This window comes from Arthrobacter sp. MYb227 (assembly GCF_002975435.1).
Lineage (GTDB): Bacteria > Actinomycetota > Actinomycetes > Actinomycetales > Micrococcaceae > Paeniglutamicibacter.
Genome location: NZ_PCPT01000003.1, coordinates 344,105 through 366,345, shown reverse-complemented (window position 1 = coordinate 366,345; position 22,241 = coordinate 344,105). Strand labels below are relative to the sequence as shown.

Genomic DNA, 22,241 nt, shown 5'->3' with positions numbered 1-22,241 from the left:
TCCCGTTTGTCGAAGGTTCTTAGAGGCCGGCGGGACGCTGCTGGTCCCCCGATAGCAGTAGATAGAGGACGGCCATGCGCACCGCAACACCGTTGGAAACCTGTTCAAGCACGGTGGAGCGTGGCGAATCGGCGGCGGCCGAGGAAATTTCCAGCCCGCGGTTCATCGGACCGGGGTGCATGATGATGGTGTGGCTCTGGCCCTGGGCATCGAGTGCTGCAAGCCGTGCATCGTCAAAGCCCCAGAGCCGGGAGTATTCACGGGTGTTGGGGAAGAACGAATCGTGCATCCGTTCGCCCTGCACGCGCAGCATCATCACCGCGTCGATGCCCCCGGCCAGGGTTGCATCAAGGTCGTAGCTGATGGTGCACGGCCAGACATTCGATCCGTGCGGCAGCAGCGTCGGCGGGGCGACCATTGTCACCTCGGCACCCAGGGTGCGCAACAGCCAGAGGTTGGAGCGGGCCACCCGGGAGTGCAGGATATCTCCGACGATGGCGACCTTCATGCCGGCCAGATCCGATCCCAGTGAGGTGTGATCGTGGATCTTTGACCAGTGGGTGCGCAGCGTGAACGCATCGAGCAGTGCCTGGGTTGGATGTTCGTGGGTGCCATCCCCGGCATTGACCACCGGGGCATCGATCCAGTCGGTGGCCGCAAGACGGGCCGGGGCACCGGAGGCACCGTGCCGGATGACCACCGCGTCGGCACCGATGGCCTGCAGGGTTTGGGCGGTGTCCTTCAGCGATTCACCCTTCGAGACCGAGGATCCCTTGGCGGAGAAATTGATGACATCGGCGCTCAAACGCTTGGCGGCCGCCTCAAAGGAGATCCGGGTGCGGGTGGAATCCTCAAAGAAGAGGTTGACTACTGTGCGACCACGCAGGGCCGGAAGCTTTTTGACCTCGCGGGTGCCAACTGCCGCCATTTCCTCGGCAATATCAAGGATGCGGATGGCGTCGGCGCGCGAAAGGTCCAGGGTGGAGAGTAGATGTTTCATGGCTTAGCCCTCAATGATGACTTCGTTGTTGTTTTCGCCGTCGATTTCAGCCACGTGCACGCGCACCTTTTCGGTGGTCGCGGTGGGAAGATTTTTGCCGACGTGATCGGCGCGAATGGGAAGTTCGCGATGTCCGCGGTCAACCAGGACGGCCAGGCGCACGATGCGGGGGCGACCAAAGTCGGCGATCGCATCGAGGGCGGCGCGGATGGTGCGTCCGGAATAGAGCACGTCGTCAACCAGCACCACGACCTTGCCGTCGATGCCGCTGGCGGGCAGACGCGTGGGCTGTGGGGTGCGGGTGGTTGAATGACGTAGATCATCGCGGTACATGGTGATATCCAGCTGACCGACGATGGATGCCGGGTCAAGGCCGGGTTCGGTGGCGGCGATACGCTGCGCCAAGCGCTGAGCCAGAGGGAATCCGCGGGAGGGAATGCCCAAGAGGACCAGGTCCTTGGTGCCCTTGTTCGCCTCGATGATTTCGTGGGCGATGCGGGTCAATACGCGTTCGATGTCCTCATTCGAGAGAACAATCCGGGCAGTCTTGGGCGCTAAGTTCGGTGCCGCGGTGGCGTCGTTACTCATGATGCGGCCTCCTTCCCCGCCTCACTGGACGGAATTTAAAGGTTGCTGACTCATTGGTGTGGGTCTTGCTACTCCATCAAAATTAGCACAGGGACCAAGCCACGTAGTCTTATGTGCATGAGCGTTACCTCACACCAGCCTGCCTCCTCCCCCGAACCATCCCCGCGCGACCCCTGGACCGGGACTGTTTCGGGGCCTCCGGGGTCCCCTGGCGGCCCCGGAAACCTGAGTAAACCGGCGCGTATCTCCCCGCTGGCGCTTGCCGCGCTGGTCTTTTGTACCGTGCTGCTGGCCGGGGTGGCGATCTTCCTGGCCAGCATCTTTGGGCCATCGACTCTCATCTGGCTAGGGTTCTTGGCCATGGTGCCGCTGGGACTATGCCTGGTGGGGTTACGTTGGGTTGATCGGTGGGATCCGGAACCGCGCAGCATGTTGGCCCTGGCGCTACTCTGGGGAGCCGGCGCCTCGGTGGCCGGGGCGTTGCTGGTGGGTGACACATTCACCGAACTCTTCTTCGAACCCGCCGGGGTCATGGACTTGGACCTCTTTGGGGCGGTGATTCAGGCACCGATCGTTGAGGAACTGACCAAGGGGGCCGGGGTACTGCTGGTGTTCTGGCTCAACCGTGCGCACTTTGATGGGCCCATCGACGGGATTGTCTATGGCGGGATGGTCGGTGCGGGCTTCGCCTTCACGGAGAACATCTTGTACTTCGGTTCCAGCTATGCCGAGGCCGGTGCCGCAGGAGATTTGGCCGCGGTCTTTGTGCTGCGCGGGCTCTTCTCCCCCTTTGCACACGTGATGTTCACCGCCTGGACCGGTTTTGCGCTGGGGCTTTGTGCTGTACGCGGGAATCGTCGCAGCTGGCCGGTGTACCTGCTGCTAGGGATTGTGCCGGCAATGTTCGGCCACTTCTTATGGAACGGCGGGGTGGGGATCTTCTTCGACTCGTTCCTGAGCTTCTACTTCTTGCTGCAGGTTCCGCTCTTTGTAGCATCCATTGTTGCCGTGGTGTTGCTGCAACGCGCAGAACTTCGACTTACCGCGCTGCGGCTTGCCGAGTATCAGCGTGCCGGGTGGTTTACCGAGGCAGAGGTTGCCATGTTTGGTACCCCGGCCGGTCGCAAGGCGGCCAAACATTGGGCCGCGGCTCAGGGGCGGGCAACTGCCATGAAGCAGTTCACGCGCACCGCGATGGATCTTGTCAGTGTGCGTCAAAGGATTGCCGCAGGGCATGGGGATGGACGTGATATTGCCCGGGAACAAGCGTTGTTGCATCAATCCTTCAGACAGCGTGCGCAAATGCTTGCGGGGCTTTAGGGTTCGCTGGCGCTTTAGAGCTCAGGGAAAGGCACGAATGATGTGCTTCTGGAAGCTGGCCAGCAGGCTTTGGCGCAGGGATTTTGCATGCTTGAACTCTGCGGTGTCGATCTCGGTGTGACGCCCGAGCTCATCGATGAGGCAGATGCATCCGCATTCGCGCACCCCCACAAGCCTGATAGTTGCCAAGTCGATGAATAGCGTTTTGTTTGGTTTCTTCTTCATCAAGTGGGTAGCAGTGAGGGTGAGTTTTTCCTTGGCGCTCCGATGCGCCCAGGAGACATGCTCGTCGGCACCCTCAAGGTGGAACACCGTGACGGTGCGCCCGTCCTGAGCGGGAGTGCGCTGCCAGATGGAGAAGTTATCGCGTTCCAAGCCCAGCGCTGCCGCCTTCTTGGGGCCGACCTTGGCATTATCGTCGTACGCCACCAACACGGTGGGCAACGCACGAGCCAGCACATCGGTCAACTGGTTGGATAAGTCGATGAGCGAGGTGTGCAGCATGTGGCTGCCAATGCTTTGCCTCTCCGGTCTCCGGCGCCCGGCCAAGTGATCTGCGGTGTAGTGATCGAGGTAGCTCGCCGCTCTGGGCTCATCGAACGCTAGATTGGCGGCCAGCACCGTGCGAGCAAAAGCTATCGAGTTGGTGCTAAACCCGTGCTCCGCGATGCGTCGGAATTCCAACACGCTGGCTTTGAGTACCGGCAGCGTATTCTCCGGTAGCGGATCAAGCACCAGATCGACGTGGCAGAAAGAGTCAACGGCATTGCTGTTTTCGAAACGTGTGACGGTGCCGGTGGGGTGCGTTGGTGCGGCGGACACGTGCACGTTGCGCAACGGATAGATCAGCTGCTCCACCGAATAAATGAGCCCATCGGTGGTGCGTAAGCTTTGCACCAGCTCATACTCCAGGGCAGCCGCCAGCAATGCGGCATAGCTGCCAGGAACCAGTAGGGATAGCGCGACGCCCTCCAACGGGGAGGCGATCAGCGTGGGGTTCTGTCGCGTTGGGACATGGGTGGGGCGGGGAAGCGGTGTTCCCGAGGGCAACTGAACATTGAGCTTGGCGGGTGGCCGTGCACTGAATGAGAGGGCCGCATGCCCGGTATGCAGCCACGTCCTAGCCCACGAGGTGGCCTCATCGTGCGTCAGGGCCTGCAGCGTTGGCGCATGTAGGTGGGCCAATCCCGGACCTTGGGCGCCAAACCGGTAGGTGAGCATCCCGGAGGTAAACTCCGTGTAGGCGTGTGGATTCTCGGCCTTGATGATCATCTTGGCCAGCGTAAAATCCCGCCGAGAAAGCTGCGCAAAGTTGCTGATGGTGTGGGCCAAGGCCTCGAAATAGGCCGCCACGTCCGTTGGGGAACCGGTTGCATGAAATTGCATGGATTCGTGATCAACCACTGCCCCGTGCGGTAGCGGGAAATGTTCCAGAGCACCCAGAATCATGTGTTCCACCAGGTGCGTCACGCCCAATAGTTCCATTGGTTCGTCCTGGGTGCCGACGGCAAAGCTGAGTGTTCCGGTGCAGATTTGTTCTGCGGCAGCGGACCCCGGGGCTCCACCGTTATCAATGGTGTGAAGCGGGATGCCCCGGTGGTCCGTGGTGATGATCGTTGCGCCACTACTGGCCGGTGTGCTGCTCATGAAAGATGATTCTTGCAGATGAAGCTGGCCTAAGGTGCCCCGGGGGTGTGTCTAGCAGCGCGTGTTGAAGCGTGGATGAGGTGAGGACCAAGAGCGTGGGCGCGGTAGAAATGAAGAACACCGTTCGGTGTGTCATACCGATGACACACCGAACGGTGTTGAAGTTTCCTGTTGAAGTTTCCTGCTGAAGTTTCCTGCACACGGTGGCCGAAGAGCTGGCCGAAGAACTAGCCGAAGAGCTGGCCCACCTTCGAGAGTGTGGTGATGACCCCGTAAAGCAGCGGGATTCCGACCAACGCCCAGCCGAAAATTACCTTTCCGGTGGCCAGTGTGGTGGGCACATCGTACGGATCAACGTTGGTGACCCGAGCTGCGGAATTTCCCTGCACGCCGGCGCCGGCATGGTGAGTTTGATCGGACATTTAAGCCTCCTGGGTGGCGCTGGTGAGTGCTGCTTCGGGTTCGTGATACTTGGAAGCCACCGGCTTGATCAGGGTGGTGGCGATGAATCCAATGATCAGCAACACCACCATGGTCAGCAGCACCGGCAGATAGTTTGAGGCCATCATCGTGCCGGGCTTGCCCTGCATATCAAGTAGCCCATTGACGATCAACGGTCCGGCAATACCCGCGGCAGACCATGCCGTGAGCAGTCGGCCGTGAATGGCGCCAACCTGGTAGGTGCCAAAGAGGTCCCTGAGGTAGGCCGGGGCCGTGGAGAAGGAGCCACCGTAGAAGCTGATGATCACCACGGCCATTGCCACGAAGAGCAGCATTGAGCTGCCGCCAAAGAATGCCAGCACCGTGTAGAACAGTGCGCCGACGCCCAGATAGACCATGTAGATGCGTTTGCGGCCGATGATGTCCGAGGTGCTTGACCAGATAAAGCGGCCGGCCATATTGCCGATCGAGAGCATTCCGACAAAGCCCGCGGCCACCGCGGCGTTGACCGCCGAATTACCATCGGCACCGCGGAAGAAGTCCTGAATCATCGGCGATGCCTGTTCCAGGATGCCGATGCCGGCGGTGACGTTCAGGAAGAGTGCCGCCCAGATCAGCCAGAAGGAACGGGTCTTGATGGCATTGGCCGCCGAGACGTGTGCGGTGGTGACCATGGCATCGACCTTGGTAGTGCTCGGGTTCCAGCCGCGTGGCTTCCAGCTGGCCGCGGGGACGCGAATATTAGCGACGCCGTACATCATCACAGCGAAGTAGAGGATCCCGAGGGTGAGGAAGAGTTTACCGACCGAGGAGCCCGAGGCAATCCAGTCGGCGCCATTGATCGCCGGGTTGAAGCCGTCGAAAAACTTCAGCAAGGCCGTGGACATCGGTGAGGCGATCAGTGCGCCGCCGCCAAAGCCCATGATCGCCATGCCGGTGGCCATGCCCGGGCGGTCCGGGAACCACTTCATCAGCGTGGAGACCGGGGAAATGTAGCCGATGCCCAGCCCGATACCGCCAATGACTCCGTAGCCAAGGTAGACCAGCCAGAGCTGCGAGGTGAAAATTCCTGCGGCGCCCACCAGGAAGCCGACACCCCAGAAGCTGGCAGCGACAAACATCGACTTGCGTGGACCGCTGCGTTCAACCCAGGTGCCCATGATCGCCGCGGAGAGTCCAAGCATCACGATGGCGATGGAAAAGATCACCCCGATGGCGGTCTGCGAGACCTCAAAGTGACCGATGAGTGCTGATTTGTAGACGCTGGTGGCGTACGCCTGACCAATGCACAGGTGCACTGCCAGGGCCGCCGGGGGAATGAGCCAGCGATTGAAGCCCGGAGGGGCGATGGAGGCGGAGCGGTCGAGCCAATTCAACGGTTTCTCCTCAGTGTCGATTTTTATGCCGAAAGTGATACCAGAAACAGTGACCAGTTAGTAAGCGGCGCTCGTGAAGGAACGTGTGATGAAACCGGCAACTGCACCCAAGCACACACTGTGCCACAGCTGACGATGAGGTTGTATCCCCCCGCGCCGGAATGTATTCACATTCCGGTTGCTGCGCCATAGTGTGGCGGATCGGCCGCCTGGGGGACGGCAAGGGATTTATGTTCGGAGTTTGGGAGGGGCATGGGGTTGGCGAGCCGCTAAATGTGGGCAAAGCAAAGCCGGTCGGTGATCCCACCTGAAGTGGGCTCACCGACCGGCTCCAGAAGCAGTGCCGCGTGCGGCTAGCTTCGGTATTCAAACATTGTGGCTAGGCCAGCAGCGTCGGCTTCATTTGCTGAATGCGTCCGAGCAGACCATTGACGAATTCGGGTGATTCATCGGTGGATAGCTCACGGACCAAGACAACTGCCTCCGCGACCGCTACACCATCGGGCACATCATCGTTGAACAGCAATTCCCAGACGCCAATGCGCAGGGCGGTGCGGTCAACGGTGGGCATGCGTTCTAGGGTCCAGCCCTTGGAGTAGGAGGAAAGGATCTCATCGATCCGATCCAGCTCGCCCATGACACCCTCGATGAGGGTGACGGTGTACTCATTGATCGTGATGTCAGTTGCTTCACGACGTAAACGCATGGCGGCCAGCGGCGAGACATCGCGCTGTTCGGCTTCGAAAAGAATGTCCAGTGCCCTGCGGCGGGCCTTGGCGCGGGCGCTCACTAGGAGACACGCCCCAGGTACTCACCGGTGCGGGTGTCGACCTTGACCTTGGTGTTCTGGTTGACGAACAGCGGCACCTGGATTTCCTTGCCGGTTTCCAGGGTTGCTGGCTTGGTGCCGGCCGAGGAGCGGTCGCCCTGCAGGCCCGGCTCGGTGTAGGTGATTTCCAGGGTGACCGATGGTGGGAGTTCCACGTACAGCGGTGCGCCCTCGTGCATGGCGATTGTCACGTTCTGGTTTTCAAGCATGAAACCGGCCGAATCGCCGACAACTGTGCCCGAAACGGTGAGCTGATCGTAGTCGGATAGATCCATGAAGACGAAGTCTTCGCCATCCTGGTACAGGTACTGGTAGTCGCGGCGGTCAACCGTTGCCGTTTCAATCTTTGCACCGGCGTTGTAAGTCTTTTCCAAGACACGGCCGGTGAGCACGTTGCGCATCTTGGTGCGCACGAATGCGCCACCCTTACCCGGCTTGACGTGCTGGAACTCGACGATGCTCCAGAGCTGGCCCTCAATCTTGATGACCTGCCCGTTTTTAATATCGGTGGTTGATGCCACGATCTACTCTTTTCCCGTATGCGCCCAATGCTGGCACGGCATTACTGCCGCGGCGGGCGGAGCCGCAAAATTGCGGCCGCCCGGGCGTGTTATCAAAAATCCAAGATCCAGTTTAGCGCACGTATCACTACGTGGACCCACTTTGCTTGGTGATCTAGCGGACGTAAGCCCCCCGGGCGCACAATGTTCTTGAGCCCGGGTGGCCGATGCATCGGCTAGAAAGTTTAGTTGCTCTCCGTGAGAGCCGTGCGGAATCTGTCCACACGGCTCTCACGGATCAAAGTTTTACGTCTACCACAAGGATAGTGCTTGTGTAGCTACTTTACTTATCGATGTTGCCCGGCCGGGCTTCGTCAACCAGTGGAAGTTCGGCAGTGGTCGGTGCCAAGGTTGCGATGCGTGCACTCAGCGCCTCGAGGCATCGACGTGAGGAATCGATCAACCGATCATCGGTGCCCTGAGCAATACGCAGGTCAAGGGCCTTGCGGAAGCGAGTTGCCGCGGCGCGCAGGTCACCGCTTTCCACGTAGGCCATGCCCAGGTGCTGCTGCAAGATCGCCTCGTGCGTGGTGCCGTTGAACTCGGTGAGCATGGCACGCAGGCGGTTTGCCGCACGCTTGGGATCTCCCGCGGCGCGAGTCAACGAGGTGTCAAGCACGCGCATGGCGAAGTTCTGCGGCTCATTGAAGCGAGTCTCGGCAATAAGTTCGCCTGCTGCACGCAGCTGACGGCGGGCCAAAAGGACCACTACCTGATCGGTTGCCGTGCCATTTGCAAGTGTTTCGTCGGCCAATGCTTCATCGGTAATGAGCTGGCTCATGGTGTGCAGGTCAAAACTCACACCCGGAATACCGGTTTCAATATTGTGTGTTGCCTTGCCCGGGATGCCTGCCGCGGGGATCTGCAACAACGCCTGAGTATGTGTGAGGCTACCGGTGCTGGCATGCTGTGCGGTGTCCGGTTGCTGGGTTTCCGTCGCGGCCTGACCGGATTCGTGCGATGAAGTGGTGATGTTCTGTGTCATTTCCTGGGCGATCATTCGGCAATCTCCTGGTAGGCGGCGAACAAGAGGGAAGTATCTGGGACATCGAGCATGCGTGGGCTGCCAATATCATCGAGCACTACAAAGCGCAGTAGGTCTCCGCGGGTCTTCTTATCGCGGCGCATGCCATCGAGCAGTGACTTCCAGCGATCTCCACGGTAGCTGGTGGGTAGTCCGAGGGACTTCAGGATTGAAATGTGGCGGTCTGCAACCTCATCACTGGTGCGGCCCACGCTGCGGCCCAGTTCTGCGGCAAAGGCCAAGCCGATGGATACTGCTGCGCCGTGCCGCATGGAGTAGCGTTCGGCCAACTCGATCGAGTGGGCCAGGGTGTGACCGTAATTCAGGAATTCACGCTGACCGTTTTCACGCAGGTCCGCCGAGACGACCTTTGCCTTGACCGCGATGGCACGCTCGATGAGCTCGCGCAGGCGGGCCGAACCGGGGGTAATAGCATCGGCGGTGTCTTCTTCAATGAGTTCAAGAATGCGTTCATCGGCAATGAAGCCGCACTTGACGACCTCGGCCATGCCGGTGACAAGTTCATTCTTGGGAAGCGTGGAAAGTGCATCGAGATCAACTAGGACCCCGGCCGGTGGGTGGAAGGCACCGACGAGGTTCTTGCCCTCGGCAGTGTTGATTCCGGTCTTGCCACCGACTGAGGCATCGACCATGCCCAACAGCGAGGTGGGGATGTGGATGACCTTCACGCCGCGCAACCAGGTTGCTGCAACAAATCCTGCGAGGTCGGTGACGGCTCCGCCACCCACTGCCACGATGGCATCGGAGCGGGTGAAGTCGTTCTGTCCCAGCACCTGCCAGCAGAAAGCGGCAACCTGAATGTGCTTGCCCTCTTCCGCATCGGGAATTTCAGCGGAGAACGATGCGTAACCGGCTGCGGTCAAATCTTCCTTGACGGTATCCCCGGTGGTGCGCAGGGCACGGGGGTGGATGACCATGACGCGCTTGACGCGTTCGCCAAGCAGGGCTGGTAGCTGCGCGAGCAGACCGTTGCCGACGATGACATCGTAATTCTCGGCCGGGGCCGATCCTGTGACGTGGATCGTTGTGGGCGCGGGGTTCATCGTTGGTCCTCCAAGTGCTGCGTAGCGCACATAAACCTTAGGCCCGCGTACGAGCGAAGGGTCCGGTGCGTGATTGAAAACGCGTCTCCCAAATCCGGGTGACTTTTAGCCGTTGAGCCCGGGAGTTTTCCGGGTCACCGGCTTTAAGCCTACGCGTTTGGGCACGCTAAAGGGTGTTTCAGTGTCCGGCATCACGGTAGGCGGTGATGATTGCCTCCGCGATTTCGGCGGGGTTTTGGGTGCGCACATCGAGCGTGAGATCGGCACAGCCCTCATAAATATGGGTACGCGTTGTGAAAATGTTCTGCCAGGTTTCTAACGGCGAGGGTTCCTGGGTTGTATCGTCCGGGGCACCGGCAAGTAGCGGGCGCACCACATCTCCGGCAATGCGTTTGGCAACGGTTTGCGCGTCAATGTACAGGTACACGGTGAACCCTGTGGCAAGGAGCTCACGGTTGTGCGGGGCGAGTACCGCTCCCCCGCCGCTGGCAATGACCAGCGGCGGAGTTGCTTCACGACTATCGCCTGCGGCGGCCGCCTGCCGCAACGCTTCGGACTCGAAGGCACGGAAAGCTGGCTCGCCACCTGCGGCGAAAATCTCCTTGATGGTTCCATGTTCTTGAACCACCAACTCATCGGTATCGATCATGGTTGTCCCAAGTTGCCGGGCCAATTGTGCGCCAACAGCGGATTTGCCGCTGGCCATGGGCCCGATCAAAAAGATCGTACGGCTCATGAACGACGTACCGAGTCCAGGGATTCGGGGATCGCATCTAGATAGGTAGTGAGGTTGCGTTTGACCTCGGTGACCGAATCGCCACCGAACTTCTCCAGCATGGCCTGGGCCAATACCAGGGCAACCATGGCCTCGGCGACAACGCCGGCGGCAGGAACGGCACAAACATCCGAACGCTGGTGGTGTGCGGTGGTGCCTTCGCCGGTGGCCGTATCAATGGTGCGCAGGGCGCGCGGGACCGTAGCAATCGGCTTCATGGCCGCACGCACGCGCAGCACATCGCCAATGCTCATGCCGCCCTCGATGCCACCTGCCTTATTGCCGGAGCGATCGATCACGCCGTCCTGCCCGCGCACGATCTCATCGTGCGCCGCCGAACCACGGCGGGATGCGGTGAGGAAACCGTCGCCGACCTCAACACCCTTGATGGCCTGGATGCCCATCAGCGCACCGGCTAGGCGCGCGTCAAGACGGCGGTCCCAGTGCACGTAGGAACCAAGTCCCGGGGGCAGGTTGTAGGCCAGCACCTCGACGATGCCACCGAGAGTTTCGCCCTCCTTGTGGGCCGCGTCGACCTCGGTGACCATGGCGGAGGACGTCTGTGCATCAAAGCAGCGCAGTGGATCTGCATCGAGGGCCACGACGTCGGAGGCCCGTGGCAGGGCAGAGCCTTCCGGGGAAGAAACTGTACCCACCGAGACGGTGTGTGAGACAAGCTCTACGCCAAGTTCGGCCAAGAAATTAGCCGCAACCGAACCCAGTGCCACGCGGGCAGCAGTTTCGCGGGCCGAAGCACGCTCCAGCACCGGGCGCGCATCGTCAAAACCATACTTCTGCATGCCGGTGAAGTCCGCGTGTCCGGGACGCGGGCGGGTCAATGGCGCATTGCGTGCCATCGAGGCCAGCTCTTCGGGATCAACTTCATCGGGGTTCATGACCTTTGACCACTTGGGCCATTCGGTGTTGCCGACCTCGATGGCCACCGGGCCACCCTGGGTGAGCCCGTGGCGGACGCCGCCGATGAAGGAGACCTCATCCTGCTCAAACTTCATGCGGGCGCCACGGCCATAACCGAGGCGGCGGCGTGCAAGAGCATCGCGCACATCCTGTGAGGAGATGGAAATGCCCGCGGGCAGTCCCTCAATAATTCCAACTAATGCGGGGCCGTGTGATTCGCCCGCCGTCAACCAACGCAACATGCACTCCATCCTGCCATGGACTAGGAGCCCGAAGAGGGCCTAGGTACGCCTACTGCGTCGCACATCACATTTGTGACGTGCTCCCAGTCGGCATCTTGAATTCGTGAAAAAAGTTTGACCTGTTCCAGACCCTGATGCACTAACATGCTCAGGCCGGAGACGACGGAGCCGCCTGCGGTTTCCCACGCGGTGGCCAAGGCCGATGGCCAGGGGTCGTAGGCAACATCCAAGAGGATCGCCCCGGGTTTAATGCTGGTCATCGCGGCCGCGGAGCTCCGGGGCGTCGAAGCCGCAGGCAGGCCCAAGGGATCCAGCCAGGTATCTGCAGCGCGCGGGGGCAACGTGGAAATCAAGGCATCGCAGTGCGTCAGGACCGGTGCCCCCTCGGTATAGGGAAGTACATTGAGCACCAGCCCCAGGGTCTGGGCCAAGGCGATCACCTCGGTGGCGCGCTGCGGGTTGCGCACCAGCAGCTCGACGCGGGATGCACCAAGCAGGGCGCACGCTTCAAGGGCGGCAAGCGCGGTATTGCCGTTGCCCAGGATGCCAAGCAACGGGCCTGGTTCCCCCGGGGTGGGGCGCGGTAGGGCCAGGGCACGCACGATGCCGTCGATATCGGTATTTTCCGCGGCCAAGCGCACCCCAGTGGAACTATGGTGCACCATGATGGTGTTTAGTGCGCCGAGCCGTTTGACCCGCTCGGAGGGCTCGTCAATGTAGGGAATCAACGCGTCCTTCATCGGCATGGTCACCGAGACACCGACCCAGCCGGGCTCGGTGCGTAGCCGCTGTGCGAAGTCAGCGGCCTGCTCCGGAAGGATATCGATTGCCGTGTAATCGATGGGTACATTCAGTTCCTTGTAGGCTGCGGCGTGCAGCAACGGGGAACGGGAATGGCCCACCGGGTGCCCGAGCACGGCTGCGCGGGCATCGGAGGGTACTACGTACTGTGTCACTTACATACATCCGTATTCGCCGCGCACCAGGCGCGGAATTCGTTCTGATTCACCAGGTGCTCACGGTAGGTTTTCGCGAACTTGGTTTCACCAGTATTGGTGTTCACCGTGACCCAGTAGTAATAATCGTTGGCCGTGGGGTTTGCTGCTGCCTTGAGTGCCGAATCGCCCGGGGAGCCAATCGGTGTTGGCGGCAGGCCCTTATGCACGTAGGAGTTGTACGGGTTACCCGCATCAACCTTTTCCGCCTTGGAAATCTGCAGCGTGTAGCGATTGAGCCCATAAATAACCGTCGAGTCGACCTGAAGCAGACCATTTGTCTCCGTGTTATTGGGGTGCAAACGGTTTTCCAGTGCTCCAGCAACCACCGCATAATCATTCGGGCGGGCTTCCGCCTGCAGGATTGAAGCGATTTTCAGTGCGCGGTAACCTTCTGTCGGATCGGTAATCCCCTGATCCTTCAGCGATTTTTGGGTTGCATCGACCATCATTTGAAGCACGGTCTTGGCATCGGCATCGATGGGGAAACGGTACTCCCCCGGGTGCAGATAGCCTTCGAGGTTTTTCGCCTCGGATTTAATCCCGAAGGTCTTGGGCTCGTTGGCAAGTTTTTGCAGGTCCTTCAGCGGCAGACCTGAACTCTTAGCGATTTCTTCAAGCACCGCTGGCATACGGACGTTTTGTTTGATGGCCACGTAGCCGACCTTTGGCGCACCATCACCAATCAGGATGGTTGCCGCGTCTAGGGCTGGCATTTGTTTGCGCAGATCGTAGGTGCCCGGGTGGATTTCACGGTTATCGGTTTCTACGAGTTGCACGGCCTCGGAAAAGAGTTTTTCGCTGGCAACGATGTCCTGGGCCACGAGGTTTTTACCGATCTGGTTGGTTCCCCAACCGGATTTAACCTCAAAAGTTACGGCATCGCCGCCGGGGCTCGGGTAGTCCGCGGGATTGAGTTTGGCTAAAACGCCCTGCAAGATCAGCACCACTGCGACGATGACCGCAATAAAGCCCACGATGACCGCTGCCATGACTCCGTTGCGGCGACGTTTGCGTGTTTTGCGTGCCGAAGCGAACTGGGCATCATCGGGAGTGGGGCCGGCGATAAAGAGGTTTTCGCGTGCCTGCGGATCTACCGGATCTGCAGCATCGTGCGCATAGTAGGCATCTTCAAAGTATTCGTGTTCGGCCTCAACGTCGGTGTGGGTCTGCTCCGTAGCGTATTGCTGGGCGGCTTCCTGGGCGAGTGCATCGGGGCCTTGGAATGTTTCGAAGGCCTCAGTGGCCGGGTCAAGTTCTGCTGGGTAGGGCTCGGGAAGTTCCTGTGGGTTGCCTCCAGCGGGTATAGCCTCCCTGGTGTCCTGAGTGAGCGCCTCGGGACTCGGCTGTGAAGCCGGGGCTGAGTTTGGGCTTGGTGCGACGCTCGCGGTGGTTTCCGCACTGGATACCTGCGGCCGGGATGTAATGCCGATGGGATGCGTGAGGATGTCGTTGAAGCTCATCGACTCGTGGTCGCGTGCATCCCAACCATCTGGCGCTCGCATGGCAGCGGAAGGCGCAGTATTTCTTGGTTCTGCTTGGGCCAGAGCATCGTGATGGATTTGCTTTTCTGGCTGCTGCACCGGCGGCTGGATTGGCTGTACCGGCTGGACCACGTGGGGCGGCGCAGTAGGAAGCTGCTGCCGAACCGGATCATCCGAGGACAGCTGATCCGTGGTTGGAGTGCTAGTCGAAGTCTTAAAGTGATCTTCGGGCGTGGCATTTTGGTCAAAAGGTGCTGCGGAAGAAGTCGGGGCAACGTTTCGTGTGGCGCTATCGGGACTTGTGACAGATTCCTTGATCGAGGATACCTGGGTCGTGGGCTGCGCTGTGTGTGAATCAGCGGTTGCTGAAGCAGGAGTTAGCGCACTTGACGACGACGCGGCACGTGCCGCACGGCGTGGCCCAACAGCATTTGCCCGAAGTGTCTCACGCACACGTTCGGCAGCGGCACGCTGAGCTTCCATGGCTTCCCGACGTGCACGCAGGGCTCCTTCACTGCTGGCACGCTGCGCCGCGGCGAAGGAACGACTGCGCTTTTCGCGAGTCGCTAATTCTTCCGGCGTTGGTACAGGTGCCGATGCGGCAGTACCGGAGGCTGCCGATTGCACAGCGTCGGGGGCGAGGTGTTCGAGCTGGCTAGCACTAGCTTGTGGCTCACCGGCGGCTTCTTCTGGCGTTGCGGACGAGGGCGCGGAAGCTGCGGTTAACGATGAGGACGCCGAGGCAGCCGAATCGGCAGAATCACTACCCGGAAGTGGCGCCTCCAAGCCTTGAGCCAGAGCTTCGGCTCTGCGGCGTGCCTCGCGTGCGGCACGACGAGGTGAGACCTCATGGTCCTTGCGCGTGGAATCGATAGACGATTCGTTAGTCATGCGGTGTTCTCCCTTGCCCGTAAGGCAACGTAGTAGCCGGGGGACGACGAAGGCCCACCTGTGAAGCTTATCTGCAACGTGAAGTGAATCTCAGAAGATTCTAAGTGTTCGAGCAGATCATTTGTAGCACGATTGCTGCCGCCTTGGGGGTCTTTGGCGACAGCCTTGCGAGTCCTAGAATACATCGCCAGACTTGCGATTACCCGGAGTAACTAGCTCACCGGGGGCATGTTGACCGTGCCGTCGCATTTCGAGCACTTGTTGGAGTATCTCTACCGCGGCGGCCTGATCAACGACCGCACGATGCTTGCGTCCATCCAAACCTGCTTGATGTAGGGAACGGTGGGCACTGACAGTTGTCAACCGTTCATCGACCAGTCGCACCTGGATGTGCTCCTGACCGGCGGTCACTAGTTGATTAGCCAATTCATCGGCATAATCCCGGGCCATCTGCGTTGAGGCGGTTTCACCACCGGACATGGACCGAGGGAGCCCAACAAATATTTGCTTAACATCGCGCTCGATACCGAGCTTGAGCAGCACAAAGATGTCGCTGTTCTTCTTGATATCGCGTTTAAGCGTCTTCACCGGGGTGGCAAGCAGGCCATCGGGATCGGACGCCGCGACGCCGACGCGGGCCATGCCCACGTCGACGCCCAGCATGACCCCGCGGGTGGGGTATGTTTCCGAAGTTATGACAGCTCCTGGATCGCGGCGCTCATGGCCTGCAACGCTGCGGGGATCTGTGTGGCATCCTGGCCACCGCCCTGCGCAACATCGTCCTTGCCGCCGCCGCCGCCGCCAAGAATCTTGGCTGCGGTGCGAACCAAGGCTCCCGCCTTCACGCCCTTGGCGCGTGCCGCATCGTTGGTGGCCACAAGCACCAACGGACGGCCATTAGACACGCCGGTTAGGGCGACGGTGGAGGCCTCCGAACCCAAACGATCACGCAGATCCAAGGCCAGGGTGCGCAGCGCCTCGGCGCTTGGAACCTCACCGGTATCGTGTGCCAGCACGCGAACTCCGTTGAGGTCTTGGGCCTTGGCTACCAGGGAGCCGGCCTGAGCCGCAAGCTGTGCCGTACGTAGCTTCTCAATCTCGCGTTCGGCCTGCTTGAGCTTGGCAACGGTTTCGCTAATGCGCTCATTGAGCTGAGCGGCCGGAACCTTGAACATTGAGGAAAGCTCCGAGACCAGGGTGCGCTCGGCGGCGCCGTGGCGGAACGCCTCCATGCCGACCAGTGCCTCCACGCGGCGGTTACCCGAACCAACGGAGGCTTCGCCCAACAAGGTCAGCGAACCGATCTGCGCGGTGTTGCCCACGTGGGTGCCACCGCAGAGTTCACGGCTCCATTCCCCGTTGATCTCCACCATGCGTACTGTATTTCCGTACTTTTCGCCGAAGAGGCTCATGGCTCCGGCGGCCTGCGCCTCGGCCAGCGGCATCACGTTGGTGAGCACCTGATGGTTATTGCGGATGGAGAGGTTTACTACCTCTTCGATCTCGTTGCGGGCAGCAGCGGAAAGTGCCTCGGACCAGGAGAAGTCAAAGCGCAGGTAGCCGGCCTTGTTGTAGGAACCGGACTGCAGCGCATCCGGGCCAAGAATCTCATGCAACGCGGCGTGCACTAGGTGGGTTGCCGAGTGTGCTTGTTCGCCGGAGAGACGGCGGGTGCGATCGACCTCGGCCAGCACCGTGGCGTTGGCCGGTAATTCGCCCTCGCGGACGATGGCCTGGTGCACGTTGAGTCCACGGATTGGGGACTGCACATCGAGCACCTCAAGCACGAAACCGTCACCGGTGATCAAACCAACATCGCCCGCCTGGCCACCTGCCTCGGCGTAGAACGGGGTAGCGTTGAGCACCAGTTCGATCTGCTGGCCCTGTTCGGCGACCTCAACCAATGCACCGTTGTGCACGATGCCGCGCACGGTAGATTCGCTGGTCAGCTCGTCGTAGCCGGTGAAGATGACATCTCCGGCATCGTGCAGCTGGGTGAAGACGGTTAGGTCGGCGTGGCCGGCCTTCTTGGCCTTGGCGTCCTTCTGGGCGCGGGTGCGCTGCTCGTTCATCAGGGTACGGAACTGGGTCTCATCGACAGCGAGGCCCGCCTCGGCGGCGATCTCCAAGGTCAAATCGATCGGGAAGCCGTAGGTGTCGTGCAGTGCGAAGGCGTCTTCACCGGAAAGTGCTGCACCCTTGGCCTTTGAAGCCTTCAGTGCATCTTCCAAGCGGGTGGTGCCCGAGGCAATAGTGCGCAGGAACGCGCGTTCCTCGGCGTAGGCGATGCGCGAGATGCGTGCGAAGTCGGTTTCGACGATCGGGTAGACGCCCTTCATGGCGTCGCGGGACTCGGGAAGCAGCTCCGGAAGGACGGCAGTTTCCACGCCCATCAGGCGCATGGCACGCACGGCGCGACGGATTAGTCGGCGCAGCACATAGCCGCGGCCCTCATTGCCCGGGGAAACGCCATCGGAAATCAGCATCAGCGAGGAGCGGATGTGGTCCGCAACCATGCGCATGCGCACATCATTTGCGTGGTTTGGATCGGCTGGGTCCTCGGTGGAGGTGTAGGCCTTGCCGGCAAGCTCCGCTGCTTTGTCGAGTACCGGACGGACCTGGTCGGTCTCGTACATGTTCTCGACACCCTGCAGGATCATGGCAAGGCGCTCAAGGCCCAGGCCGGTATCGATATTCTTCTTGGGCAGTTCGCCTAGGATTTCGAAGCTGTCCTTGCCGGTGCCCTCGCCACGCTGGTACTGCATGAACACGAGGTTCCAGATTTCGATGTAGCGGGTGTCGTCGGCCTCCGGGCCGCCCTCGATGCCGTACTCCGGGCCGCGGTCGTAGAAGATCTCCGAGCAGGGGCCGGCCGGGCCGGGCTGGCCGGTGGACCAGTAGTTGTCCTCCATGCCCATCTTCTGAATGCGTTCGGCCGGGATACCGATCTTGTCGCGCCAGATTTCCAGTGCTTCGGTGTCCTCGTGGAAGACGGTGATCCACAGGCGCTGTGGGTCAAGGCCGTAGCCGCCGTCTTCAAGGGAACTGGTCAGCAGCTCCCAGGCGTAGGAAATGGCGCCTTCCTTGAAATAGTCGCCGAAGGAGAAGTTGCCGGCCATCTGGAAGAAGGTGCCGTGTCGTACGGTCTTACCGACTTCTTCGATATCACCGGTGCGAATGCACTTCTGCACCGAGGTGGCGCGGGTGTAGGGGGCCTCTTCGCGGGCTGTCAGGTACGGGATGAACGGCACCATACCTGCAACTGTGAACAAGAGTGAGGGGTCTGAGGAGACCAAGGAGGCGCTGGGAACCGCGGTGTGGCCCTTTGACTCAAAGTAGTCGACCCACCGGCGTGCAATTTCCTGCGATTTCATAATTCCTCTTTTGGTCCCTTCGTGCTTACGGGGTAGTGCTGGTGCCTAGTTAGATGCGTAGATCTGCTAATTCACGTATTGGGTGTGTGACACCGTGAACAAGTTTAGTTGTGGTTTTGGCCGTTTGCCTCATCCAAGCCCAAGGCTTGGCGTAATTCTGTTTCGCGTTCGTTCATTCCGCTGCGGAATGCGTCGGCAACTTCATGCAATGAATCGGTGAGGCGACCTACCGTGCGGTTCAATCCCTCGGGTCCAGCGAGTGCCTTGGCTTCGCCGAGTTTGCGGGCTGCCAGGACGCCGACACCGATACCGATGCCGACCCAGAATAGCTTTTTCATCTGCGCTTCTACTTTCAGTGTTCAGTACCAGCCGCGTGTGGTGGCTGAGGAATCGGGTTTTTGGGTGCACTCTTCGAGTTTGCTCAAGAGTTTTAACAGCTTGTAGGAACCTTTAGTTCCCAGTGCCTTCTGCTTTGCCTGCCACTCATCGCCGTGGCTATCTGCGTGCCCGTGTCTGTGCGTGGTGCCGCAGTTTGCTGTGGCTAGAGAAAACTCACAGCGCAACGATGCATCATGCCGTGCTCATAGGCACGGGACAAACCGGTGGTTAGCGGCTGCGACGACCCTTGCCTGTGGTCTTGGTGCCCATGGCTGCCTTGACACCGGAGGTGAAAGCGGCGACCTTGATCAGTGGCTTGCCAAGTGTTGCCGCGGTGAGCGAAGAAAGAGCACTGATGTTGGCTGAGGCATCGGACACATTATTGGTGATTCCCTCGACCTTGCGCAACTGATCGTTGGTGGTAGCAACGGTGGTGGTGACCTCCGAGAGCAACGGCGTGGTGCCATCGGAAACGTCGCGAACCGCTGCACGCAGCTCATCAAAAACCTTGCCGAGCTTCCAGATCGGAATGGCGAGCAATGCAACAAGTACTGCAAATACCCCCGCTGCGATGAGTCCGGCGATATCCGACCCTGTCATGTGCTTTTCCTCTGCCGTTGGTGACGTGTGCGTTTCCACCTTACCGAATGGCGGGCACAAGCACAGAACTGGCCAGCTACGCGGTAGCTCCGATGAGTATCTTGGGCGTGTCGCACCGACACGATGCAAGTACTGGAGAAGACATGGAAAAGCACGAAGCCCGTGACCAATTTGGTCACGGGCTTCGTGTTGCACTGCCTTATTCGGGTGAGCTAAAAGCTCATCGAATTTAGCGTGCGTAGTATTCGACCACGAGGTTCTCTTCGCAGGTTACAGGAACCTCGGAGCGCTTCGGGCGACGAACAAGCTTGGCCTGAAGGGCTTCAAGCTTGACGTCAAGGTAGGCAGGAACTGCCGGAAGAACGTCGCGGTGAGCACCAGCGGCGGCAATCTGGAACGGGCCCATCTTTTCGCTACGCTCGTGAACGTGGATCAGCTGACCCTCGGTCACGCGGTACGACGGACGGTCAACACGTGCGCCGTTAACCATGATGTGGCGGTGAACCACAAGCTGGCGAGCCTGGGCGATGGTGCGGGCGAAGCCTGCACGCAGTACCAGGGCGTCAAGACGCATTTCCAAGAGCTCAACCAGGTTTTCACCGGTCTGGCCAGCGGTGCGCTTGGCTTCTTCGAAGGCACGGGTCATCTGTGCTTCGCGGATGCCGTACTGCGCGCGCAAACGCTGCTTTTCGCGCAAGCGTACTGCGTAGTCGCTGTCCTGCTTCTTGCGGGCACGGCCGTGCTGGCCCGGACCGTAGGGACGACGCTCCATGTACTTTTCAGCTTTAGGAGTCAGAGCAAGGCCGAGGGCTCGCGAGAGGCGAACCTTACGGCGGGCACGAGTGTTGTTAGCCACGAGTGTCCTTTTCTTTTTAGAGCGACTGTTATCTGGTCTGGCCTCCATGATGGAGAGTTGAGGGAAGCCGCATCCCTGGTCACTGCAACCCTTATTCCTCGCACCTTGGAACCCTGAAGTTCTTTGGTGAGTAGATAAGAGCTTGCCAGCCAAAGATCAATCCTACCAGCGTGAACTAATCGTTGGCGAACGTTGGGTGCTGGCAGTTTCAGTGAAACGGCACACACCGGGTATTAGCGGGCCGGTTCAATGATTTTCTCGACAAAACGTAGGCTGCCACGTGTGATCACACTATTTTCTGGAACGGAATTTGGCACGGATAATGCCACGGATGCGTTCTAGGCGCTCCCCAATCATGCGTTCGGCCCCGTTTGTAGTGGGCCGGTAGTAATCAACGCCCTGCAAATCATCTGGCGCATATTGCTGGGTGGCAATCGAGTGTGGGGAATCGTGCGAGTAAATGTAGCCCTTGCCATGTCCCAGTGCCGAGGCTCCCGCATAGTGTGCATCGCGCAGATGATTGGGCACGCCACGGCCTTTGCCGGCGCGTACGTCGGCAACCGCCTCGTTGATGCCGTTGTAGGCAGCATTTGATTTTGGTGCCGTTGCCACATGAACTACGGCATGGCCCAGGATGATGCGGGCTTCTGGCATGCCAATAAGTTGGACCGCTTGGGCGGCTGCGACTGCTGTTTGTAGAGCGGTGGGATCGGCCATGCCGATGTCTTCGGAAGCGCTGATCATGATGCGACGGCCAATGAAACGGGGGTCTTCGCCGGCCTCGAGCATTTTGGCTAGATAGTGCAGTGCCGCGTCAACATCGGATCCACGAATTGATTTAATGAAGGCGCTGATGATGTCGTAGTGCTGATCCCCGGCCTTGTCATAGCGTTGTACCGCGGCATCCATGGCACGCTCGGTGTGCTCCAGAGTGATACGAATCCGGGTGTCCTGAGGGGAATCCGGGCTGTCCGGCTCTTCCGCGCCGTCGGAAGGTGCTTGCCGCGTGTCATCATCATCGAGCATGTCCGTGTCGTCTGACTCGGCAGTGTTTTGCTCGGATTCGTGGGCTGCCTTAGCCGCAGCATCGGCACTCCAGGCCACTCCAGCAGCTGCTTCAAGCGCGGTCAGTGAACGTCGAGCATCTCCCCCGGCCATGCGAATGAGGTGGTCTAGCGCTTCGGGCCCCAAAACCAGCTCATCGTTGAATCCACGGGAGTCTTCAAGTGCCCGAGTGAGCAAGCTTTTGATGTCTGATTCATCAAGTGGACGCAGGGTGAGCAGCAGAGAACGGGAAAGTAGCGGGGAGACCACGGAGAACGACGGGTTTTCGGTGGTGGCGGCGACCAGCACTACCCAGCGGTTTTCTACTCCAGGCAGCAGTGCATCCTGCTGGGCCTTATTGAAGCGGTGAATTTCATCCAGGAAGAGCACTGTGGTGAAGCCGCGTAGGTCGCGGTCTTCGAGTGCCTGGTCCATGACGCGTCGTACGTCCTTGACCCCGGCGGTGATGGCACTAAGTTCAACAAAGCGGCGCCCTGGGGCACGGGCAATTACGTGCGCGATGGTGGTTTTTCCGGTACCGGGAGGTCCCCACAGAATGATGCTTGAGGGACCGGAGGGGCCAGGCCCATCGATGCCGGCGAGCTGGCGCAGCGGGGAGCCGGGCTTAAGCAGATGCTGTTGGCCGACCAGTTCTTCTACACTGCGTGGGCGCATGCGTACGGCTAGGGGTGCGCGGGGTCGCACATATTCGTTATTGTCGTTTTCCTCGTCGTCACCCAAGGCGCTGAGCAGATCGTTCACTCCCCCAGCCTAGTTCAGCAAGGCTAGATGTTTAGTCCGCAGCTGTTTTGAACGCTGGTTTGCCATGAAACTG

General features: G+C 60.1%; 20 protein-coding genes. 1 reads left to right on the top strand and 19 read right to left on the bottom strand.

Features of this window, described 5'->3' with window-relative positions; translation table 11 throughout:
* Positions 1–19 precede the first annotated feature (19 nt).
* Positions 20–1,000 (bottom strand): aspartate carbamoyltransferase catalytic subunit, encoded by a 981-nt coding sequence (locus tag CQ018_RS09240; RefSeq protein WP_105549694.1) that lies wholly within the window; start codon positions 998–1,000, stop codon positions 20–22.
* A 3-nt stretch (positions 1,001–1,003) separates the two neighbouring features.
* On the bottom strand, positions 1,004–1,588 hold the full coding sequence (gene pyrR, locus CQ018_RS09235; RefSeq protein ID WP_105549693.1) for a bifunctional pyr operon transcriptional regulator/uracil phosphoribosyltransferase PyrR: 585 nt from the start codon (positions 1,586–1,588) through the stop codon (positions 1,004–1,006).
* A gap of 117 nt (positions 1,589–1,705) precedes the next feature.
* On the opposite strand from pyrR, the gene CQ018_RS09230 reads away from it, so the two are divergent.
* Positions 1,706–2,908, top strand: coding sequence for a PrsW family intramembrane metalloprotease (locus CQ018_RS09230; protein ID WP_181149816.1), 1,203 nt, complete (start codon positions 1,706–1,708; stop codon positions 2,906–2,908).
* Positions 2,909–2,929: 21 nt separating this feature from the next.
* Here the strand turns inward: CQ018_RS09230 and CQ018_RS09225 are convergent, their stop codons facing one another.
* The 17 genes from CQ018_RS09225 to CQ018_RS09145 all read right to left on the bottom strand — a co-directional run bounded on the left by CQ018_RS09225 (position 2,930) and on the right by CQ018_RS09145 (position 22,168).
* Entirely contained in the window at positions 2,930–4,555 is a 1,626-nt protein-coding gene (locus CQ018_RS09225; RefSeq protein WP_105549691.1) for a hypothetical protein, read from the bottom strand.
* A 227-nt stretch (positions 4,556–4,782) separates the two neighbouring features.
* Positions 4,783–4,977, bottom strand: a complete 195-nt coding sequence (locus tag CQ018_RS09220; RefSeq protein WP_105549690.1) for a hypothetical protein — start codon at positions 4,975–4,977, stop codon at positions 4,783–4,785.
* On the bottom strand, positions 4,978–6,372 hold the full coding sequence (locus tag CQ018_RS09215) for an OFA family MFS transporter (protein WP_105549689.1): 1,395 nt from the start codon (positions 6,370–6,372) through the stop codon (positions 4,978–4,980).
* Between the two features lie 379 nt (positions 6,373–6,751).
* A complete protein-coding gene (nusB, locus tag CQ018_RS09210) occupies positions 6,752–7,162 on the bottom strand; it encodes a transcription antitermination factor NusB (protein WP_105549688.1) in 411 nt (136 codons plus the stop codon).
* Positions 7,162–7,722, bottom strand: coding sequence for an elongation factor P (gene efp / locus CQ018_RS09205; protein ID WP_105549687.1), 561 nt, complete (start codon positions 7,720–7,722; stop codon positions 7,162–7,164). The genes nusB and efp overlap by 1 nt, the downstream gene beginning before the upstream one ends.
* Before the next feature lie 322 nt (positions 7,723–8,044).
* Entirely contained in the window at positions 8,045–8,761 is a 717-nt protein-coding gene (locus CQ018_RS09200; RefSeq protein WP_105549686.1) for a hypothetical protein, read from the bottom strand.
* Positions 8,758–9,849: a 3-dehydroquinate synthase gene (aroB, locus tag CQ018_RS09195; protein ID WP_105549685.1), complete on the bottom strand. Its 1,092-nt coding sequence runs from the start codon at positions 9,847–9,849 to the stop codon at positions 8,758–8,760. The genes CQ018_RS09200 and aroB overlap by 4 nt, the downstream gene beginning before the upstream one ends.
* A gap of 178 nt (positions 9,850–10,027) precedes the next feature.
* Positions 10,028–10,585 (bottom strand): shikimate kinase, encoded by a 558-nt coding sequence (locus tag CQ018_RS09190; protein ID WP_105549684.1) that lies wholly within the window; start codon positions 10,583–10,585, stop codon positions 10,028–10,030.
* Positions 10,582–11,784, bottom strand: a complete 1,203-nt coding sequence (gene aroC / locus CQ018_RS09185) for a chorismate synthase (RefSeq protein ID WP_105549683.1) — start codon at positions 11,782–11,784, stop codon at positions 10,582–10,584. Before aroC ends, CQ018_RS09190 begins: the two co-directional genes overlap by 4 nt.
* Before the next feature lie 20 nt (positions 11,785–11,804).
* Positions 11,805–12,740, bottom strand: coding sequence for a shikimate dehydrogenase (locus CQ018_RS09180; RefSeq protein ID WP_105549682.1), 936 nt, complete (start codon positions 12,738–12,740; stop codon positions 11,805–11,807).
* Positions 12,737–15,154, bottom strand: a complete 2,418-nt coding sequence (gene mltG, locus CQ018_RS09175) for an endolytic transglycosylase MltG (RefSeq protein WP_105549681.1) — start codon at positions 15,152–15,154, stop codon at positions 12,737–12,739. Before mltG ends, CQ018_RS09180 begins: the two co-directional genes overlap by 4 nt.
* A gap of 174 nt (positions 15,155–15,328) precedes the next feature.
* Positions 15,329–15,817, bottom strand: a complete 489-nt coding sequence (ruvX, locus tag CQ018_RS09170; protein ID WP_105549680.1) for a Holliday junction resolvase RuvX — start codon at positions 15,815–15,817, stop codon at positions 15,329–15,331.
* A gap of 29 nt (positions 15,818–15,846) precedes the next feature.
* A complete protein-coding gene (alaS, locus tag CQ018_RS09165; protein WP_105549679.1) occupies positions 15,847–18,528 on the bottom strand; it encodes an alanine--tRNA ligase in 2,682 nt (893 codons plus the stop codon).
* A 104-nt stretch (positions 18,529–18,632) separates the two neighbouring features.
* Positions 18,633–18,866, bottom strand: a complete 234-nt coding sequence (locus CQ018_RS09160; protein WP_105549678.1) for a hypothetical protein — start codon at positions 18,864–18,866, stop codon at positions 18,633–18,635.
* Between the two features lie 268 nt (positions 18,867–19,134).
* A complete protein-coding gene (locus CQ018_RS09155) occupies positions 19,135–19,506 on the bottom strand; it encodes a DUF948 domain-containing protein (protein ID WP_105549677.1) in 372 nt (123 codons plus the stop codon).
* 229 nt (positions 19,507–19,735) lie between these two features.
* The gene (gene rpsD, locus CQ018_RS09150) at positions 19,736–20,362 is read right to left on the bottom strand and encodes a 30S ribosomal protein S4 (protein ID WP_105549676.1); all 627 of its coding nucleotides are present in this window, start codon (positions 20,360–20,362) and stop codon (positions 19,736–19,738) included.
* Positions 20,363–20,653: 291 nt separating this feature from the next.
* Positions 20,654–22,168, bottom strand: a complete 1,515-nt coding sequence (locus tag CQ018_RS09145) for a replication-associated recombination protein A (protein ID WP_374954185.1) — start codon at positions 22,166–22,168, stop codon at positions 20,654–20,656.
* Positions 22,169–22,241 lie beyond the last annotated feature (73 nt).

Coding starts and splice junctions, on each gene's coding strand:
- CQ018_RS09240 (WP_105549694.1), bottom strand. CDS start 1,000: ATGAAACATCTACTCTCCACCCTGGACCTTTCGCGCGCCGACGCCATC.
- pyrR (WP_105549693.1), bottom strand. CDS start 1,588: ATGAGTAACGACGCCACCGCGGCACCGAACTTAGCGCCCAAGACTGCC.
- CQ018_RS09230 (WP_181149816.1), top strand. CDS start 1,706: ATGAGCGTTACCTCACACCAGCCTGCCTCCTCCCCCGAACCATCCCCG.
- CQ018_RS09225 (WP_105549691.1), bottom strand. CDS start 4,555: ATGAGCAGCACACCGGCCAGTAGTGGCGCAACGATCATCACCACGGAC.
- CQ018_RS09220 (WP_105549690.1), bottom strand. CDS start 4,977: ATGTCCGATCAAACTCACCATGCCGGCGCCGGCGTGCAGGGAAATTCC.
- CQ018_RS09200 (WP_105549686.1), bottom strand. CDS start 8,761: ATGATCGCCCAGGAAATGACACAGAACATCACCACTTCATCGCACGAA.
- aroB (WP_105549685.1), bottom strand. CDS start 9,849: ATGAACCCCGCGCCCACAACGATCCACGTCACAGGATCGGCCCCGGCC.
- CQ018_RS09190 (WP_105549684.1), bottom strand. CDS start 10,585: ATGAGCCGTACGATCTTTTTGATCGGGCCCATGGCCAGCGGCAAATCC.
- aroC (WP_105549683.1), bottom strand. CDS start 11,784: ATGTTGCGTTGGTTGACGGCGGGCGAATCACACGGCCCCGCATTAGTT.
- mltG (WP_105549681.1), bottom strand. CDS start 15,154: ATGACTAACGAATCGTCTATCGATTCCACGCGCAAGGACCATGAGGTC.
- ruvX (WP_105549680.1), bottom strand. CDS start 15,817: ATGCTGGGCGTCGACGTGGGCATGGCCCGCGTCGGCGTCGCGGCGTCC.
- alaS (WP_105549679.1), bottom strand. CDS start 18,528: ATGAAATCGCAGGAAATTGCACGCCGGTGGGTCGACTACTTTGAGTCA.
- CQ018_RS09160 (WP_105549678.1), bottom strand. CDS start 18,866: ATGAAAAAGCTATTCTGGGTCGGCATCGGTATCGGTGTCGGCGTCCTG.
- CQ018_RS09155 (WP_105549677.1), bottom strand. CDS start 19,506: ATGACAGGGTCGGATATCGCCGGACTCATCGCAGCGGGGGTATTTGCA.